This is a genomic window from Candidatus Moraniibacteriota bacterium (assembly GCA_016699425.1).
In the GTDB taxonomy this organism is placed as follows: domain Bacteria; phylum Patescibacteriota; class Minisyncoccia; order Moranbacterales; family UBA1568; genus SSEF01.
This window is the reverse complement of sequence record CP064975.1, coordinates 558,127-575,502: the sequence shown is the minus strand read 5'-3', so window position 1 is coordinate 575,502 and position 17,376 is coordinate 558,127. Positions and strand designations below refer to the sequence as shown.

The window sequence follows — 17,376 nt, the reverse complement described above, 5'->3', positions numbered from 1 at the left end:
TACAGCCGGTTTGAGGCTCTAGTCTAACAAGAACAACACTTTCCATCAACTGAAAAGGTAACGGTATCAGACAGCCAGTGCTCAGGAAATTGCGCAAGCGATGAGCACGAATTGGACCATCAACACCATCAATGTCTACACGGGTACGGTCGTCGCCGGGAACGCGTCGAAAGCCGTCTACGGTACGGGGCAGGGCTATCCCATCCAAAGCGTAGCGCCACCCACCCTCGTCCCCCCCGATTTCATCACCAAACGCACCTGGCTCACCACCCCCTGGGGCACGGAGACGTACAAGTATGGCCTGAACGAATCCTTCAACACCAAAGCCCAGTTTGAAAACATCGGAGAAGGTACCTGTCCCATCAAGGACGGCGAACCCACCACCATCACCAGTCACTTCTACCTCTCCCGGGGCTACAAGGAGGATCCCCACTCAGGAGACGGTGCTTGGCGGAGGCTCGACAGTACGACGACTCAGTGCGACAACCTGAAACCGGGCGATACCCACACCGAGACCAAGAATACGGTCATCCGGGAGTGGATCACGGAACCCGGCATTTACAATATTGTCGCCTGTATCGATCATCCCCAGGACGATCACAACAACGGCGGCGAGCACGACGAAAAGCACGAGTCCAACAACTGCAGTACCGAAGCAGTGATTGAAGTCGTCGAAGGGACAGTCAACGTCCCCGATGTCGACCTCACCCCGAGCGGCTTCACCCTCCTCCAAGCCCCTACCTACGCTGGCGACTTCGTCCGTCTCGGCGCCACCATCACCAATCAAGGCACGGTCAATGCCACAGCTGACATCCGCAGTGCCTACACGGTTTCCTGCAATGGGGGATCGAACATACTGCTCACTGACGATGGCACCATGGCCAGCAGCCTCACGGCTGGTGCGAGTGCTTGGGAAGAGACCCTCACCCCGGTTCAATTGCCGAATGTGGTCGGAACCTGCACCCTCTCTTTTTTCACCGACTACCAGGGAACACAACCGGAAACAGATGAGACCAACAACTCAGCCAGCCTGACGGTGACGTTGGCGCCCAAACCACCACCCCAACCCGACTTCATCGTGAGAGCGGTTGGTCCAGCGGGTGGGTCAGCGTCGATCAAGGCGGGGAGCAAGTTCTATCCAGCGATGTACGTGAAAAACGTCGGCACCGCTCCCTCACCAGCAGCAATCCGGAGCTCGTACTGGTTCATGGGTCCGGGCACGGGCGGTACCTGGACGTACATTACCGATGATGGGACCGAGGCTTCCAAACTCTGCATCGGTTGTGAAGAACGCGAGCAGTACGATGGCGGCATGAAGATCAGTGCCCGTGGCACGTACTACTTCAAGGGTTGCGCTGATTATCAAAGTGCGGTCACAGAGTCAAATGAAGCCAACAATTGCACGGTGAGTAGTCCCATCACGGTCTATTGAGGGAGTCTGGACTTGATTTCAAAACAAACGAGGTCTTGAGTGCCTGGGGTCCGAATGGATCCTGGGCGCTTTTTCTTTAATTACTATCACTTTTGAGCCGGAGCCGGGCATCGAGGATGCGGAAGGCTGCGCCATCAGGGAAGGCGAGGAGCGGATTGATATCGAGCTCAACGATTTCGGGGAAGTCGACCGCGATTTGCGACAGAAGTGCGAGGTATACCTTCAGTTGGCCGAGATCAATGCCGGTTTCACCGCGGGTACCGAGGAGGAGCGGGAGACACTGGAGCTCATCCAACATCGCATCGATGTCCGACGGGAGGAGCGGAGCGAAGCGCATGGCGATATCCCGGAAGGTCTCGACATGGATACCGCCGAGGCCCACGACGACGAGCGTACCCAGGCCGGGTTCACGCTTCAGCCCCAAGAGGAGCTCACGTCCGCCGGCTGCGGCCATCTCAACGGCCATGACACCATCGATTCGCGCGTGGGGCGCATGGATCCGGACGGTGGCGAGGAGGTGTTCGTATGAGACCGCCGCTTCTTCGGGTTTCACGTTGAGGATGACACCGCCGACATCGGACTTGTGGATGATGTCCGGCGAGGCGATTTTCAGCGCGATGGGAGCACCCATGTCTCGGGCAAAAGCGTCCGCTGTATCATGCGATGTGACGAGCGCACTTCTCAGAAACGGAAAACCATAGGCAGACAGAAATCGAGCGGCTGATCCTTCGCCGAGCTGCGTCTGTCCGGCCGCGCGGGCCTCGGCGAGTACCTGGCGGGCCCGATCTGTGTCGACTGCCAGGATTGTCGGAGACTCAGTCCGAAGTGAGCGACACCACTCTCCGAACTCAGCGAGCGCTCCGAGTGCTCGGGCACCAGACTCGGGGTAGAGGAGATTTGGGATACCTGCCTTTCGGAGCACTTCTTGTCCAGGAAAGACGAGCCGATCACCCGAAAAGACTGTGGTGATCGGGAGTTGGGGGAATGCTTTACGGAGTTTCACAATTGCCTCAGCCGTGCGCTCTGCTTCGGTCATCGTCTGAGGTGTGAGGATGACGAGGAGGAGGTCGACACCCGCATCGGCCGCGACGATATTGAGTGCCTTGGTATAGCGGTCCGCGAGCGCATCACCGAGCACGTCAATGGGATTATGTGTATTGGCCGCCGGTGGCAACACCGCCTGGAGCTTTTCGACGGTCCCATCCGCGAGTGTTGCGAGTTCGAGTCCGGCCTTGATGCTGGCATCGGTCGCGAGGACACCGAGTCCACCAGCATTGGTCACGATCGCGATCCGTTTGCCGCGTGGGACAGGGTTCTGATCGAGGACGAGGAGGAGTTCGGTGAGGGCTTCGAAACTCGCTGCCCGAAATATCCGCGCCTGGCGGAAGAGCGCATCGTAGGCGGCATCGCTCCCCGCGACAGCACCCGTGTGTGAGCTCGATGCGCTGGTCCCAGCCGCAGTCGTCCCAGCTTTTAGGGCGACGATCGGCTTGGCCTGCTTCGAACGGAGATTGTCCCGGCCCAGGGTGATGAAGCGGGCGGCATCGGACAGGTTTTCGGTGTACAGACCGATGGTCCGAGTGGCCTCATCTTTGAACAAGTATTCGAGGAGGGCGGGTTCATCGATGACAGCCTTGTTCCCGATCGAGGCGAAGAGCGAGAATCCGAAGACACCCTTGGTGAGGTCGAGGAAGGCGCTGGTGAGGGCGCCGCTCTGGGAGAAAAACGCAATCGATCCAGCTGTCGGGATGGACGAGGCGAAAGAAGCGTTGAGGAAATGTCGGGGATTGATGAAGCCGAGGCAGTTCGGCCCGAGGACCGCGATATTGTATTCCTCGGCGATGGTGACGATTTCGGACTCGAGGGCCTGACCGACAGGACCACTTTCTTTGAATCCGGCGCTGATGATGATGGCGGCACGGACGAGTCGTTCGCCCGCTTCGCGCAGTACAGCGGGGACGATTTTTGCTGGGACGATGATGATCGCCAGGTCGATGGATCCAGGGACAGCATCGATGGACGGATAACACACCCGGCCCAAGAGGGTATCGGTCTTCGGATTGATGAGATACACATCACCGGAGTAATCACTCTCAATGAGATTTTTGGCGACATCGTTCCCGACGCTTCCTGGAGTCGTCGAGGCCCCGATGACGGCGATGGACCGGGGGGCAAACAGGCTCTGGAGGGACATGTTGTGTGTTGTTTTCATCCTTCATAGTAGCCGACCGGCGGGGAATTGACAAAACTGGCGTCTTCTGGTAGCATCGTGGGTTACCGCTTTATTCGCTCAATGACGCAACTATGAACAGCTCACTCGCTCTCCAGTGGAAGAATGGCCTCCTCGCCGTGGTGCTCTTTGCGCTGATCCTCGGCCCCGTCGTCGTGCTCGGGGGTTCCAAGTCGATCTACGTCGACGAGGACAATAAGGGCAATCAGGACGGTTCCTACAGCCATCCATATCGCACTATTTCCAAGGCGTTGAAGCAGGCCAAGGGCTCGACAACCGTGTATGTCGCTAAGGGAACGTACAAGGAAAACCTCACTCTGCCCAAGGATGTCAAACTCGTCGGTGGCAAGAACATGGACGATGTCGTTATCAAGGCCGACAATCCGGACCAGCCGGTCATCACCATGAAGGATGATACCGAGATCAATAAGCTCACCATCGTCGGTGGGCGTCATGGCGTGCGCGTCGTGGAGCATGCCCGGGCCAAAATCGTGCGTTCTGTCGTCAAGGGGAGCACCCGCGACGGCATCCACATCGACCGTGGTTCTCGTGACAAAAAAGAGCAGGTTATTATCGATCAGTCAGTCATCAAGAACAATCGACTGGCCGGTATCTATTCCGACAAGCGTAGCCTCATCGTCACCGGGACCGATATCACTGGCAATGGTGATGGCGTCGATCTCATCGCTGAAGTGAAGGCCTGGTTCGAGGATAACCGTGTGCTCGAAAACCGGGGTTCGGGTTTCAAACTGACCATCGACGGTGCCTCATTCTGGAGCAAGGACAATTCCATCCGCCGGAATGGCCGCGAAGGTGTGGAGGTGAACTCATATGGCTCGGCCGGTTCGATCGGATTCAAGAAGGCTACGTTCATCGACAATGGTCGGTATGCGATCGCGCGTGTGGTACGGGCGGGAAACGGTGATTTCTCCGGACTCACGCTCACCGCGACCAATCGTTATGAAGGCAATCGTCTTGGCACCATCTCATCGGTACTTCGGATTCGGTAATGAGGAGTGTCTTGTGGGTCGCATGGAACTGGCACAGAGTAGCCAGTTTTATGCTTTTTTCTCACCCAGAAGCCACTGGCTCCAGCAGGCATCCGTCGACGGAACAGGGGCTTCCTCAAAATGAGGATTTCAAGTGAGTTGATCGCCCATTTTCCCCACTCGTCGCTCTAGTCGAAAATAGGCTTGACAGAAGACTCATTCTTTGCTACTGTACACCGTTAAATCCTTTGGTTTAGAACCGCTATGAAAATCGCTTTCATCGGTCAAAAGGGCATCCCAACGCGGTCGGGTGGCGTGGAAAAGCATGTCGAAAAGCTTTCCGCGCGTCTGGTGCAGATTGGGCATGAGGTGACCGTCTATACACGCCCCAACTATACCCCCAAAGAGCTGAGCTCGTTTCGGGGCGTCCGGCTTATCTCGCTGCCGTCTATCTCGACCAAGCACCTTGACGCGATCACGCATTCTTTCCTTGCGACCGTGCACGCGCTGTTTCAGGATTACGATGTCATTCATTACCACTCGATCGGACCGTCTATCCTCTCGATCATTCCGCGCATTCTGAAACCGAAGACACGCGTCATCTCGACCTTCCACAGCCGTGACTACTTCCACAAGAAGTGGGGATTCTTCGCACAGAACTTTCTGAAGGCGGCGGAGTTCTTCACCTGCAAAGTCCCCGAACGGACGATCACGGTGAGCCAAGAGCTCGCTCAGTACGCCAAGGATTTTTACCATTGCGATGCGGTGTATATCCCGAACGGTGCAGAGGTGGAGATGGTTGCCTCTCCGGATGTCCTCTTGGAGTGGGGGCTGCGACCGGGTCGCTATGCCTTGTCCGTCTCGCGTCTCGTCGGTCACAAAGGTATCCATTTTCTCATCAAGGCATTCATGGAGCTCGAGGATACCAATAAATTGCCAAATAACTACAAACTTGTCATCGTCGGTGCCCCAGCCAATACGCCGGACTATGAGAAGTATCTGCGGACGATGGCCGCCGGACGGAAGAACATCCTCTTCATCGGCGAACTGCGAGGGAAGCGGTTGGCCGCACTCTTCACGCATGCCGGTCTCTTCGTCCAGCCATCCGAAAATGAAGGGATGTCGATGGCCTTGCTCGAAGCAATGGCTTATGGACTTCCGGTGGTCGTGTCCGATATCGCTCCCAATCTCGAAGTGATTCGCGGCGGGTACGGAGCGGTTTTCCCCGTGAAAGATGTCGAAGCGCTGAAGCAGGAGATGGCGCACTATATCAATCGGCCCGATGAGGCCAAGCGGCTCGGCGAGTCGGCTCGAACGCGTATTGATGCGGCCTTCAGCTGGGACGCCATCGCTCGCCAGACGGCGGGTGTCTATCAAGAGACGATCAATGCTCAGCCGAGCGGTTACCACTGGATTACCAAACATGTTGTCTAATCTCTTCCGTCGATCATTCTGGGCTGTCTTCGTCCCGCTCCTCCTCGCAGCGGGACTGTTCTGGATGGACGAACTGCGCGGCTATTCGGGTGAGATGTCGCTGTTCATTTTGCCCAAGACAGTTTCTGCCACCGGCGCCGCGGCCAATCTCGTGGCTCTGTCACGCGAGACGTCATTTGCGCTTGCAGTGTACGCGGCAACCGATACCCTCGAGAGTCCGTTCGCCGGCAAGACGCCCGCGGAACGTCGGGCGATCTGGCAGGACCGGACCGAGGTCCGTTCTGTCGGCCAAAGTGATGTCATCCATGTCTCGTCGCACGGTGACGACAGTGATGAAGCAGAGCAACTGACGCAGGCGATCGTCGCGGAGCTCGTCCGGACTGCCAGCCGGTACTACAATCAGAAAACCGATATCGATATCCGCATCGTTGGTGATCTCGTGATCATCCCGCGCTTCACCGCCTGGCCGCGCTTCCTTTTCTCGGCAGTAGCGACGGCGCTGTTTTTCACCACGCTTTTCTTCTCTATCTACCGGCTGATCGAGTGGGTATTCCCGGAGCGGCACAGCCGTCGTCCGGGAGACGGCGAATACGTCATCTCGTCCGAGACTTTCAAGCCACGGGTGCCGACCTATTGGGGACATGAAGAGTCGGTCTCGCCGGCCGAATCGGAAACCCTCGTGCCGGAAGAATCAGTAACAGAACCAGTCGTTGCACCCGAACCGACTGCATCGGACATGTCAGCCATGCCGTCCGAGATGATTGATACGACTGCTGAAGGGCAGGCGGAAGAGACGGTGGAAACGGGGGAATATGCCAAGACAGCGGCGGCAGAAGCAATCGAGCAGGAGGCGGCCATAGAAACTGAAGAATGGACGGTTGAGGATGGCCAATTGCCTGAGGATAATCACTCGCTGTCCTATGAAGCCGAACGGGCTGGACTGACCGAAGACGTGTCGGCGGGTTATGTGTCGCATGCTGCCGCGCCGGACAATTTGCCGATTGTCGACGGACCGATCACGCCGCTTCAGGGGGCGCAGGCTCGGCTCATGAAGGCCGACATCGATGCGACCGCCGAAGCTAATGCGGCCGCTGCTGAACCGGTCTTTCCGGAGGTTGCGAAGACTGAGCCGACCGAACCACAAACGCATGAACCGACACGCGAAGACTATCGTCGCCGTCTGAATGAGCTTTTGAGTGGTAAGATGTAGAAGTCATCATTGCTTATACCCACGATGAAACTTTTCTTCACGACTACCCTCGTCATCGTCGTCATCCTCCTCGTCGGTGGGTATTATTGGACGACGCGGATGAACGATGTGGGCGACGGACTGTTCGGCGGGGAACTGACGGGTGATCTCGCGACTCTGACCAAACTCGCTGGAGCGTTCATGAATACCGCAGGTGAAGAACGTATCTTCCTCGTCTTGTTTCAAAACAATATGGAGCTTCGTCCGGGCGGTGGCTTCATCGGCTCGTTCGGTATCCTGAAGGTGAAGGATGGATCGATCACGGACTTCGCCTCGCATGATGTGGTCAACTTCGACGGTCGGATTCCGGACACGGTCCCGGCTCCATATCCTTTGCCCGAGACACTTGGGGTCAAAAGTCTCAAGCTCCGTGATTCCAATGTCTCGCCGGACTGGTCGGTGAATGCGAAAGTAGCGGAGGATTTTTATCGGATGGGTAAAGGCGAAGAGACACTCGACGGGGTGATCGGTATCACGACCAATGTCCTGACGTCGTTTCTCTCGGTGGTCGGCCCCGTCGAGGTGCCCGGCTATCCAGGGGAATTCGATGCTGAGACGGGTGTGCTCGATCTGGAGTATCAGGTGGAGCAGGCGTTTTATAAGCAGGGGATTACCCGGGGCGAACGCAAATCCATCATGAATCTCCTCGGTGACATCATCCTCGAAAAGGCGAAGGCCTTGCCCGTGTCAGGAAAGTATGAACTTTTCAAAGTGGTTCTGGATGACCTTCACAAAAAAGACATTCAAATTTCGTTCAAGGACGAAGGACTGCAACAGGTGGTCCGATCGGCCGGGTGGAGCGGCGAGGTCAATCAAGAGTGGAAACAGGATTATCTCCTCGCGGTCGATTCAAACCTGAATGCATTCAAGACTGATTATCGGATGCGGCGGAAGATGGATTACACCATCGATCTCTCGGGTGAGGCACCCAAGGCGAAACTCGTCGTGACCTATGAGCACACGGCCAAAGAAAAGGACTACATGACAAAGGACTATCAGTCGTTTTCTCGGATCTATGTGCCCGAAGGGAGCTGGCTCGAATCTGTCACTGGTGCGGCCAAACCGGCGGTCTTTGGGAGCGAACTGGGGCATAAGTACTTTGGGGCGATTGTCCAGGTGCCGCTCGGAACGACCAAGACTGTGACCTGGAATTATGTCTTGCCAAAAACGATCACGGCGGCTGACTATGATTTGCTCATCGAGAAGCAACCGGGACTCAATGATGTGCCCGTCACGGTGACCGTCATCGGAGTGGGCGACGAGACGGATCAAAAAAGTTTCATCTTGAATCGGCCGAGTACCTGGTCTGCGCTCGAGTAAGAGGTGGTATCGTGGGAAGCTGGAGGCTTCCCAGTAGTGAAAAGGGGATATGACATGCCGCGTGTGCCCTATCCCTTTTTCACTGCTATCGGAATAATTGGCAGTACGGTTCTTTCCCACTCTCTCGCGCCACTAGCGCTTCTTCTGAAAGGATTAGCTATGAATGAAGTATGGGCTTCTCCGTTGTTTCACACCGCTGTTTTTCTCGGCATCTCGGTGTTTCTCGGTTTCGTCTACGTGCTTCAACCCGTCAAAACGGCGACACTCTGTGGTTGGTGTGCGGTGTATGCGGTTCAGCGGCATTCAGTTGTTGGAGCCATCATCCCGCCGCCGCAGTTCGTCCGGTATTACGAAGGTATTGTTTGGCGGGTATGGGGGTGGTTCCTCGTGCCGCTGCTCGTCAATATGGGTCTGTGGTCTCTCTTCCCGCCTGAAGAACGCTTCCTGAACATCTGGTGGTTTCTCATCCTCGGTGCCGAGGTCTGGCTCGGTCTGTGGCTTCGGCGGCAGCGGCGTGTACGACTGACATCCGATTGGCTCAGGTATGAGCAGCTAACGGAAGCAGCAAACCGTGTCCTCGAAGGGAGGATCACCGATCAGACAGCGCCGTTTGAACGCACTTATTATGGACGGCAAATCACCTTCAAGGTGATAGCCGATGGCCGAATAGTGTGGACCCACAGGCTCTTTGTCTACTCCGAATCTGATGCTGATTACGCGGTCCGGTATTTCGGGTCTGATCAGCTGGTCCGGATTATCTATCGCCCGCGTGAAACGCGAGATGATGATGGCTCGCTGATCGACGAGTTGCCCGAGGCTGTCAGTGGCGTCATCCTCAGAGTCGAGGCGCTGGCGCAGTCTCAACCCGTCAGTCCAGACGCGGAAGCGGCGAGACTGTAGTGGCTCAGCGACCACCAGGTGAGCCGACAGGAATAGATGAAACAAACTGAACAGCGTAGGCCCGCCGTTTCGTTCCTTCGCCGGAGTCCAGCACCCCTGGATACTCCGGCTCTTTCTTTACATAGCAGACGAGTTGTGGTATGTTGATGGGCACTCGACTGGAGTTTTTGGGTCGCGTGTCGGTGTCAGTGCTGATTTGATGACACTGATGTTTGAAAGATTTCGTCCCTTCCCAATTCACCCTGCGTCACATAATCGACGCTCACTCACAAAGGATCCGCACATGGATTATCTCTCGCTTCTCTTCGCCTTTTTCGGCGCGGAAATCATGCAGGGGACATTTGTTTTCCTTGCCTCCGTTATTCTTGGCCTGTGGTTCACTTGGTCAGGTTTCGGTCTTTCCCGATTGCGGGATATGCTCATGCTGTATGAAGAGCGCCGGAAGACCGATGTCGGCGCGCGCGCTATTCCGCCGCTGTTCGTCCAGTATCTGAACCGTCGCTGGGATCAAGTGGGTTGGGTCCTCGTCCCGGTGATCATCAACCTGACGTGGTGGTTCGGGCTCGATATACGGGAGCTGTGGGCCTGGTCGGGCATCGGATTGACCGAACTCTTTGCGGGCTGGTGGCTGCAGCATGGCCGTGGCCAGCGCTTTGAGACCGAGTGGGGGATCTGGCTAGAACTCACCCAGCCGGTGAATCACTGCCTCGACGGTTACATCAGCTATCCAGCTGGTGATGACTGGAACACTCAGAAGAAGGGATTCAATATCTACGTGGTGAGGGATAATCCAGAAACTCACAAAAAGGAAATACTCTCCTGTTTCATCCCGTTCGGAGCTGCCAAGCGTTATCCGATCTGGGGTGTTTCCGGTCAACCGCTCCGTATCTTCTATCGACTCCGTACGCCACAGCCAGGCGAGTTTGAACCAATGCCGCGCACTGTGCTCATGTATGAGATCGTCGGTTACCAGGTATTACCCGAGACGCACCGGACCGTAACCACCCGCAATGCCCCGACGTTAGAGAAGTATGAACAGCATCTCGCGGAGCGCCCGTGGGACTGCGGGTAGTCGTCGACTCACCCCGCCCCTCAGCCTTATTGCAGTTCGCCGGAGTCCAGAATCTTGGATTTCCGGCGTTCTTTTTGTCTGAGGGCGACCATGATAGTATGAGGGGTACTTAGTATTTTTTGCTATGCAATTCGATATTCTCTCTATTTTTCCTGAAGCGTTCGAGAGCTATTTTCAGGCCTCAATTTTGAAGCGCGCTCAGGACGCTGGACACATTTCGATCCGGACGCACGATGTCCGCGTCTTCACGACCGACAAGCATGGCAAAGTCGATGATACGCCGTATGGCGGTGGAGCAGGGATGGTGATGGCGGTGGAGCCGTTTGATCGGGCGCTCCAGTCGATTCAGGCAGTGCCCAAGACGGTTGGCACGCGCATCATCCTCCTCTCGGCCAAGGGTCGGCCGTTTGATCAGGCGAAAGCGCGCGAGCTCGCCGGATGTGAGCGGCTCGTCCTCTTATGCGGCCGGTACGAAGGTGTCGATGAACGCGTCGCGGAGCATCTCGTCGATGAAGAGCTGTCTCTCGGGTCTTTCGTCTTGACCGGCGGAGAGCTAGCGGCGATGATCGTCGTCGATGCCGTCGCGCGGCTCCTCCCGGGTGTCCTCGGAAATGAAGAGAGTGCTCGGGGCGAGTCGTTTGCTGATGGAGAAAACGTGGAGTTCCCGCAATACACCAAACCAGAAACCTATCGCGGTTGGGCGGTCCCATCTGTGCTCTTGTCTGGTCATCATGCCGAGATCGCCGCGTGGCGCCAAGCACAATCCCAATACCAAACCAAACAACGTTATGAAACAGCCATCCCGGTGGTCCCTCTTCCGGAATAACGCCGGACCGAGCGATCGCTGGCTGAAGCTCTCAGTCTTCACGCTCATCGGCCTCGGCCTCCTTACGATCGCCTCCGCGGGTGTCTCGTACGGCAATATCCGTTTCGGTGACCCGTACTATTTCTTCAAGGAGCAGCTCCTCGGTCTGGGTGTCGGGACCGTCCTCCTTCTCATCGCCGAACGCATCCCGTACGCGGTCTGGCGCCGATTCGTCGTCCCACTGTTCATCCTCGCACTCATCTTGCTCATCCTCGTGTTCATTCCGGGCTTTGGGACCTCGGTCTATGGAGCTGCCCGCTGGGTCGATCTCGGACCATTCTCCTTTCAGCCGTCCGAAATCATGAAGATCGCGATCATCTTTTACCTCGCGGCGTGGCTGTCGCGGCGTGGCGCTCGGACCGCCGAGGACTTTTACGAGGGATTCGTCCCATTCCTCGTCGTCTTGTCGCTCGTCGGCTTTCTCATCATCAAGCAGCCGGACACCGGGACGCTTGGTCTCATATTCTGTATTGCGCTTTCGATCTTTTTTGCTTCAGGGGCGAGTTTGCGGCATATCGTGGGTCTCATCGGTTTGGCCTTCGCCTCGCTTTTTGTCCTCATCAAGATCGCGCCGTACCGGATGGAACGCTTCCTCGTCTTCCTCAATCCCGAACATGATCCGCTCGGGGCGGGCTATCAGATGACACAGGCGTTTCTCGCGATTGGAACCGGGGGCTGGTTCGGCGTGGGCTTGGGTCACAGCCGGCAGAAGTTCAACTACCTGCCCGAGCCGGTGACGGACTCGATCTACGCTGTCTTGGCGGAAGAGACGGGCCTCCTCGGTGGAGCGGTAGTCGTGGCGCTCTTCCTCTTCTTCCTCTGGCGTGGGATCCGCATCGCGGTACGGGCGCCAGACATGTTCGGACAGCTGCTCGCGGTCGGTATCACGGCCTGGGTCACGTGCCAGGCCTTCATCAATATCGCGGCTATCACGGGTCTCATCCCACTGACCGGCATCCCGCTGCCATTTATCAGTTTCGGCGGGACTTCGCTCGCGGTCCTCATGGGTGCGGTCGGTGTCTTGCTGAATATATCCCGGCACTCTACACTGAAAGCATAGGTGCCTACCTTATTCTCTCTTTCGCCGCGAAAAACAGTTCCTTGCGTGCGAAAAAAGCATGAGGCGAGGAAGGCTACCAAATCGAGGTAACATGACGAGACTCAGGATTTTTGCAGCTCAAGGAACGGTTTTGTAGCCGATACGGAGATTAAGATAGGCACCAATACATATGGCGAAACGAGTCGTACTCACGGGCGGACTATCCGGCGGTCATACGTTTCCGCTGATTGCGGTGGCGCGCGCTTTGGTGAAAGAGACCAAGGGCGATGTCGAGTTCCTCTTCATTGGTTCGCGCGGCGAGTTCGAAGCGACCGCGATGGAGGAAGCCGGGATACCTTGCAAGTTTATTCCGACGGCCAAGTGGCGGCGTTATTTTTCGCTGCAAAATTTCGTCGATCTGTTCAAGCTCCCGGCGGCTTTCGGGCAGGCACTCTGGCATTTGCTCTGGTTCATGCCGGATGTTGTCTTTTCCAAGGGGGGCGCTGCGTCCGTACCCATCGCGTTTGCGGCTTGGCTGTACCGTATCCCGATCCTCATCCATGATTCGGACGCAGTCGCTGGTCGGGCCAATCGGACGGTCGCGCGTTATGCGTCACGTATCGCGATCGCCTATGAGCGGGCCCGGCGTTTCTTCCCCGCCAACAAGATCGCCCTGACTGGCAATCCGATCCGTGAAGAAATCCTCGCTGGTGATGCCGAACGCGGCAGGACCAATCTCGGCTTCACCGTCGAGCGACCGATCATCGCCGTCATCGGTGGCAGTCTCGGTGCCGAGGTCTTGAACAAGAGCGTCGTTCGTATTCTGCCGGATCTCCTCGCGGCGGGCTATCAGGTGATGCATCTCACCGGGCGGCGCAATCTTATGAAAGTGCAGGCCGATGCTCAAGTGCTCGGGCTCGAAGCCGGACAGGGCTATATCGCGCTGCCGTTTCTTCCAGCAGCGGAACTGGCCGATGTTTATGCCCTCGCGACGGTCGTCATTTCGCGCGCCGGTGCCTCGACCATCGCCGAGCTCGCCGCCTTGGCCAAGCCTGCTATCCTCGTGCCCTTGTCGACCGCGGCGAACAATGAGCAGCGAGAGAACGCCTATGAGATCGCTCGGCGCGGCGGCGCGGTCGTCATCGAGGAAGCCAATCTCGGCAGTCATATCCTGATGGAAGTGATCGCGGACGTCGTGAATCACCCGGATCGGGCACACGCGATGGGTGAAGCGCTCCAGAAGTATTACTATCACCCCAATGCAGCCCAGGCAATCGCCCGTGGACTCATGACGCTCTACTAGCCAATAGTTTTCCCTGTATGGTGTTTTCGGATTTCAAACGCTGGCACCTGATCGGCATCAAGGGCGCGGGGATGACGGCACTCGCCGAACTCCTCATCGGTCGAGGCGCTCGAGTGACGGGCTCCGACACGGCTGAAGTCTTTTACACCGACGCTATTTTGAAGCGGTTGCAGGTGACGGTCATGACGCCATTTGCCCCGGCCAATCTCCCAACGACTGCCGAAGTGTTTGTCTATTCGACTGCGTATACGCCGGAGACCAACCCGGAACTGAAAGCTGCACTGGAGTCTGGTCGGCCAGTCCTGACCTATCCCGAAGCGATCGGTGCGCTGACTCAGGAGAAGATGACCATCGCGGTCTGCGGTACCCACGGCAAGACGACAACTTCGGCGCTCCTCGCGGATGTACTTCGCGCCGCAGGTGTCGATCCGTCAGCGGTCATCGGGAGTGAAATCCGTAGCTGGGGCGGCAGCGCGCTCGTGGGCCAGGGCCCCTACTTTGTCATCGAGGCGGATGAGTACCAGAACAAGCTCGCCCTCTACCAGCCGCTCGGTGCTATCTTGACGAGCGTCGATTGGGATCATCCGGATTACTTTCCGACGGTCGCAGCGTATGAAGCCGTGTTCGCGGATTTTCTCGCTCGGATTCCACGTCACGGCTTTGCGGTCATCGCTGGTGATCAGGCCCGGGCAGAATTCCTCTCGCGCGATGTGGCCGCGACCCGCTACACGTATGGATTTCTCCCGACGAACATGGTTCGCGCGGTCGAGTACCGCGTCGTGCCCGAAGCAGAACGGATGGATGGCGTGCTCCAGGAATTCTCGGTCGAGTATCACGGGGAGCGTCTGGGTCCGTATCGACTCCGTCTCGCCGGTCGGCACAATGTCGAAAATGCGCTCGCGGTCATCGCGGTGACCCTCCACCTGAAACTCGATCGTTTGGCGGTTCAGCAGGGGATCGCGGCCTTCACGGGGACGAAGCGACGGTTCGAATACCTCGGTGAACGGCGCGGTGCCCTCGTCTATGACGACTATGCGCATCACCCGGCCGAAATTCAAGCGACGCTCGTGGCCTTCCGTGACCTCTATCCCACTCGGCGACTCTTTGTCGTCTTTCATCCGCATACCTTCAGTCGGACCAAGGCACTCCTCGAGGAATTCGCGACGAGTTTCGAACTCGCCGATGGTGTCGTCATCCTCGACATCTATGGCAGTGCGCGCGAAGTTCAGGGTGGTGTGTCAGCTCGCGAGCTCGTTGATCGGATCAATCACTACACGCCGGACAAGGCGGCCTATGCGCCCGATCGGGCGGTCCTCGCGGCGGAAATTGCTCGCGATATGCAGCCGAACGATGTTATCATAACCATGGGTGCGGGTGATGTCTGGCAAGTCGCCGAGACCATCCTCGCGGCATCAAAGACAAATCGCAAGAACAAAACGCTATGAAGAAAAAACTCATCGTGCTCATCGCCGGGGTTTTCGTTGCTGCTTTGTGTTGTAGTGCTTTTCTTCTCATGATGGCAATCCCGATGCCTGGTCCGCTCTCCTAATCCGTTCTGGGCTGCGTTGTTATGCTCACCGTAGAGAGAGATGTCCCTCTCGCCCCATTTTCGACTTTTCGGATCGGTGGACCGGCCGATTTCTTCGCGTCCGTGACGACCGTGGCGGAGCTCATCGAAGCGCTCGAGTACGCTGCTGACAATTCCCTGAAGACCTTCGTATTTTCTGGTGGGAGCAATCTCCTCATCGCGGATCATGGTTTCCGGGGGCTGGTCATCCGGGTCGCCAATGCTTCGGCGCGGGTCAGTGGTCACGACATCATCGCCGATGCGGGGGCACCGCTCCTCAGTATCGTCCGGCTCGCGATCAGCCATGGCCTTGCCGGATTGGAACGGCTCGCGGGTATCCCAGGTTCACTCGGTGGGGCCATCCGCGGCAATGCGGGCGCGTTCGGAGCCGAGATCCGGGACAGTGTCCTCTCGGTGAAAGTGTATGACCGTCAAGCCAAGATGCTCCGAGAATTTTCGATGAAGCAATGCGACTTCGGGTATCGGCAAAGCTATTTCAAAACACATCCCGAGATCGTCATCCTCTCGGCGACCTTGCGGCTTGAGGAATGGAATGCCGCCGAACTCGGTCGGATCGCCGAGGAGACAATTTCGGTCCGTGAAGCCAAGCATCCGCAAAGCGCGCGTTGTGCGGGATCGTTTTTCATGAATCCACTCGTTTCGGATGAGCAACTCCGCGAGGAATTCGCCCACGACACGGCCAAGGTCCCCAAAGATGGCAAACTGCCAGCCGGTTGGCTCATCGACCATGCAGGGCTCCGCGGCAAGCGTATCGGTGGCGCCCAGGTCAGCCCCCAACACCCAAACTATATCGTGAACACCGGTACCGCCACAGCCGAGGACGTCATCATGCTCGCTTCCGTCGTGAAGCAGCGTGTCCGCGACCAGCTCGGTATCCAGCTTCGCGAGGAAGTCCAGCTCGTTGGGTTCTGAATTGATCCACCTCGAAAAAAGCGTGAATCGAAGTCATTTTCTTGGCCGAATTCACGCAATATTGACCAAAAAGCGTGAATATGCTATCATATTTGAGTAATATTCACTAATAATTATGGCTACAACGAAGCCGATCCGTGATCGCATCCAATCGCTCAAGCGAGAGTTTGATACGCTCAAGAAGGGGAAGGAATCGCTCCTTATTTTATTGGATGAGGCGGAAATTCCAGAGAGTGTCTATAATTCGAATGCGATCGAGAATTCAACGCTTACTCTTCGGGAGACCGAAAAAATCCTGCTCGATGTTGCTGTTTCGCGCGATGTTTCGGTCCGGGAAGTATTTGAGGCAAAAAATTTGGCCCGGGTTGTCAATTACATCCGTGAGAAATCGCAGGCGAAGGAAGTGGATGAAGACCTGATGCTCCTCTTGCACCAGATGCTTATCGGCGGGATTCGTGATGACATCGCTGGCCGGTTCCGTACGAGGGGGGAATATGTCCGTGTGGGGACACATGTCGCCCCAGCCCCCGAGCATGTCCAGTCGCTCGTCGCGTCGCTCATCACAGAACGGGGCAGCAACCAGAGTGCCTATTTTCTGGACCAGATCGCTCGCTTCCATCTGGATTTCGAGAATATCCATCCTTTCTGTGATGGTAACGGGCGGATCGGTCGGGTGCTCATCTCCTATCAGCTCCTGCGTCTCGGCTTTCCGATTATTATCATTCGAGACAAGGAAAAGGATATGTATTATCAGGCGTTCGCTGATTACCGTGATCGAAAGATTACGAAGACGATGGAAAAGGTGCTCTCGCTCGCGTTGATAGAGTCGCTTCATAAACGGATCACGTACTTGCAAGGGAAACCGATCGTCTCACTCGCTGTGTATGCGAAGCAGCAGGGGAAATCGGTTTCGGCGGTATCGAATGCCGCACGGCGTCAAAATATCCCTGCTTTTCGCGAAAAGGGAGTGTGGAAGATCGGTTGTGAGTAGATGAGCGGACGGGTCTGCTCCGGCAGTAGACAGCCTGAGGCCCCGTGGAGTA

General features: G+C 56.9%; 14 protein-coding genes. 13 read left to right on the top strand and 1 reads right to left on the bottom strand.

What is annotated here, in order from left to right; genetic code table 11:
* Window positions 1-100 precede the first annotated feature (100 nt).
* Window positions 101-1,432 carry a hypothetical protein gene (locus tag IPJ68_02880; GenBank protein QQR79194.1) on the top strand — a complete coding sequence of 444 codons (1,332 nt, stop codon included), beginning with the start codon at window positions 101-103 and terminating at the stop codon, window positions 1,430-1,432.
* A 76-nt stretch (window positions 1,433-1,508) separates the two neighbouring features.
* Here the strand turns inward: IPJ68_02880 and IPJ68_02875 are convergent, their stop codons facing one another.
* Complete coding sequence (locus IPJ68_02875; GenBank protein ID QQR79193.1) at window positions 1,509-3,626, bottom strand: acetate--CoA ligase family protein; 2,118 nt, start codon at window positions 3,624-3,626, stop codon at window positions 1,509-1,511.
* A 110-nt stretch (window positions 3,627-3,736) separates the two neighbouring features.
* On the opposite strand from IPJ68_02875, the gene IPJ68_02870 reads away from it, so the two are divergent.
* The 12 genes from IPJ68_02870 to IPJ68_02815 all read left to right on the top strand — a co-directional run bounded on the left by IPJ68_02870 (window position 3,737) and on the right by IPJ68_02815 (window position 17,324).
* Window positions 3,737-4,672, top strand: coding sequence for a right-handed parallel beta-helix repeat-containing protein (locus IPJ68_02870; protein ID QQR79192.1), 936 nt, complete (start codon window positions 3,737-3,739; stop codon window positions 4,670-4,672).
* 243 nt (window positions 4,673-4,915) lie between these two features.
* Complete coding sequence (locus IPJ68_02865) at window positions 4,916-6,085, top strand: glycosyltransferase family 4 protein (protein ID QQR79191.1); 1,170 nt, start codon at window positions 4,916-4,918, stop codon at window positions 6,083-6,085.
* A complete protein-coding gene (locus tag IPJ68_02860) occupies window positions 6,075-7,295 on the top strand; it encodes a hypothetical protein (GenBank protein QQR79190.1) in 1,221 nt (406 codons plus the stop codon). Before IPJ68_02865 ends, IPJ68_02860 begins: the two co-directional genes overlap by 11 nt.
* Window positions 7,296-7,319: 24 nt before the next feature.
* Window positions 7,320-8,654, top strand: coding sequence for a DUF4012 domain-containing protein (locus tag IPJ68_02855; GenBank protein QQR79189.1), 1,335 nt, complete (start codon window positions 7,320-7,322; stop codon window positions 8,652-8,654).
* Window positions 8,655-8,813: 159 nt separating this feature from the next.
* Window positions 8,814-9,554, top strand: a complete 741-nt coding sequence (locus IPJ68_02850; protein QQR79188.1) for a hypothetical protein — start codon at window positions 8,814-8,816, stop codon at window positions 9,552-9,554.
* A gap of 283 nt (window positions 9,555-9,837) precedes the next feature.
* Window positions 9,838-10,626, top strand: a complete 789-nt coding sequence (locus IPJ68_02845) for a hypothetical protein (protein QQR79187.1) — start codon at window positions 9,838-9,840, stop codon at window positions 10,624-10,626.
* A 124-nt stretch (window positions 10,627-10,750) separates the two neighbouring features.
* Window positions 10,751-11,452, top strand: a complete 702-nt coding sequence (gene trmD / locus IPJ68_02840) for a tRNA (guanosine(37)-N1)-methyltransferase TrmD (GenBank protein ID QQR79186.1) — start codon at window positions 10,751-10,753, stop codon at window positions 11,450-11,452.
* The gene (gene ftsW / locus IPJ68_02835) at window positions 11,415-12,551 is read left to right on the top strand and encodes a putative lipid II flippase FtsW (GenBank protein QQR79185.1); all 1,137 of its coding nucleotides are present in this window, start codon (window positions 11,415-11,417) and stop codon (window positions 12,549-12,551) included. The genes trmD and ftsW overlap by 38 nt, the downstream gene beginning before the upstream one ends.
* A 169-nt stretch (window positions 12,552-12,720) precedes the next feature.
* Window positions 12,721-13,833 (top strand): undecaprenyldiphospho-muramoylpentapeptide beta-N-acetylglucosaminyltransferase, encoded by a 1,113-nt coding sequence (gene murG / locus IPJ68_02830; protein QQR79184.1) that lies wholly within the window; start codon window positions 12,721-12,723, stop codon window positions 13,831-13,833.
* 17 nt (window positions 13,834-13,850) lie between these two features.
* Window positions 13,851-15,278 (top strand): UDP-N-acetylmuramate--L-alanine ligase, encoded by a 1,428-nt coding sequence (gene murC, locus IPJ68_02825; protein QQR79183.1) that lies wholly within the window; start codon window positions 13,851-13,853, stop codon window positions 15,276-15,278.
* Window positions 15,279-15,403: 125 nt separating this feature from the next.
* Window positions 15,404-16,333, top strand: a complete 930-nt coding sequence (gene murB, locus IPJ68_02820) for a UDP-N-acetylmuramate dehydrogenase (protein ID QQR79182.1) — start codon at window positions 15,404-15,406, stop codon at window positions 16,331-16,333.
* Between the two features lie 115 nt (window positions 16,334-16,448).
* The gene (locus IPJ68_02815; GenBank protein QQR79181.1) at window positions 16,449-17,324 is read left to right on the top strand and encodes a Fic family protein; all 876 of its coding nucleotides are present in this window, start codon (window positions 16,449-16,451) and stop codon (window positions 17,322-17,324) included.
* Window positions 17,325-17,376: the final 52 nt, after the last annotated feature.

Coding starts and splice junctions, on each gene's coding strand:
- IPJ68_02880 (QQR79194.1), top strand. CDS start 101: ATGAGCACGAATTGGACCATCAACACCATCAATGTCTACACGGGTACG.
- IPJ68_02875 (QQR79193.1), bottom strand. CDS start 3,626: ATGTCCCTCCAGAGCCTGTTTGCCCCCCGGTCCATCGCCGTCATCGGG.
- IPJ68_02870 (QQR79192.1), top strand. CDS start 3,737: ATGAACAGCTCACTCGCTCTCCAGTGGAAGAATGGCCTCCTCGCCGTG.
- IPJ68_02865 (QQR79191.1), top strand. CDS start 4,916: ATGAAAATCGCTTTCATCGGTCAAAAGGGCATCCCAACGCGGTCGGGT.
- IPJ68_02860 (QQR79190.1), top strand. CDS start 6,075: ATGTTGTCTAATCTCTTCCGTCGATCATTCTGGGCTGTCTTCGTCCCG.
- IPJ68_02855 (QQR79189.1), top strand. CDS start 7,320: ATGAAACTTTTCTTCACGACTACCCTCGTCATCGTCGTCATCCTCCTC.
- IPJ68_02850 (QQR79188.1), top strand. CDS start 8,814: ATGAATGAAGTATGGGCTTCTCCGTTGTTTCACACCGCTGTTTTTCTC.
- IPJ68_02845 (QQR79187.1), top strand. CDS start 9,838: ATGGATTATCTCTCGCTTCTCTTCGCCTTTTTCGGCGCGGAAATCATG.
- trmD (QQR79186.1), top strand. CDS start 10,751: ATGCAATTCGATATTCTCTCTATTTTTCCTGAAGCGTTCGAGAGCTAT.
- ftsW (QQR79185.1), top strand. CDS start 11,415: ATGAAACAGCCATCCCGGTGGTCCCTCTTCCGGAATAACGCCGGACCG.
- murG (QQR79184.1), top strand. CDS start 12,721: ATGGCGAAACGAGTCGTACTCACGGGCGGACTATCCGGCGGTCATACG.
- murC (QQR79183.1), top strand. CDS start 13,851: ATGGTGTTTTCGGATTTCAAACGCTGGCACCTGATCGGCATCAAGGGC.
- murB (QQR79182.1), top strand. CDS start 15,404: ATGCTCACCGTAGAGAGAGATGTCCCTCTCGCCCCATTTTCGACTTTT.
- IPJ68_02815 (QQR79181.1), top strand. CDS start 16,449: ATGGCTACAACGAAGCCGATCCGTGATCGCATCCAATCGCTCAAGCGA.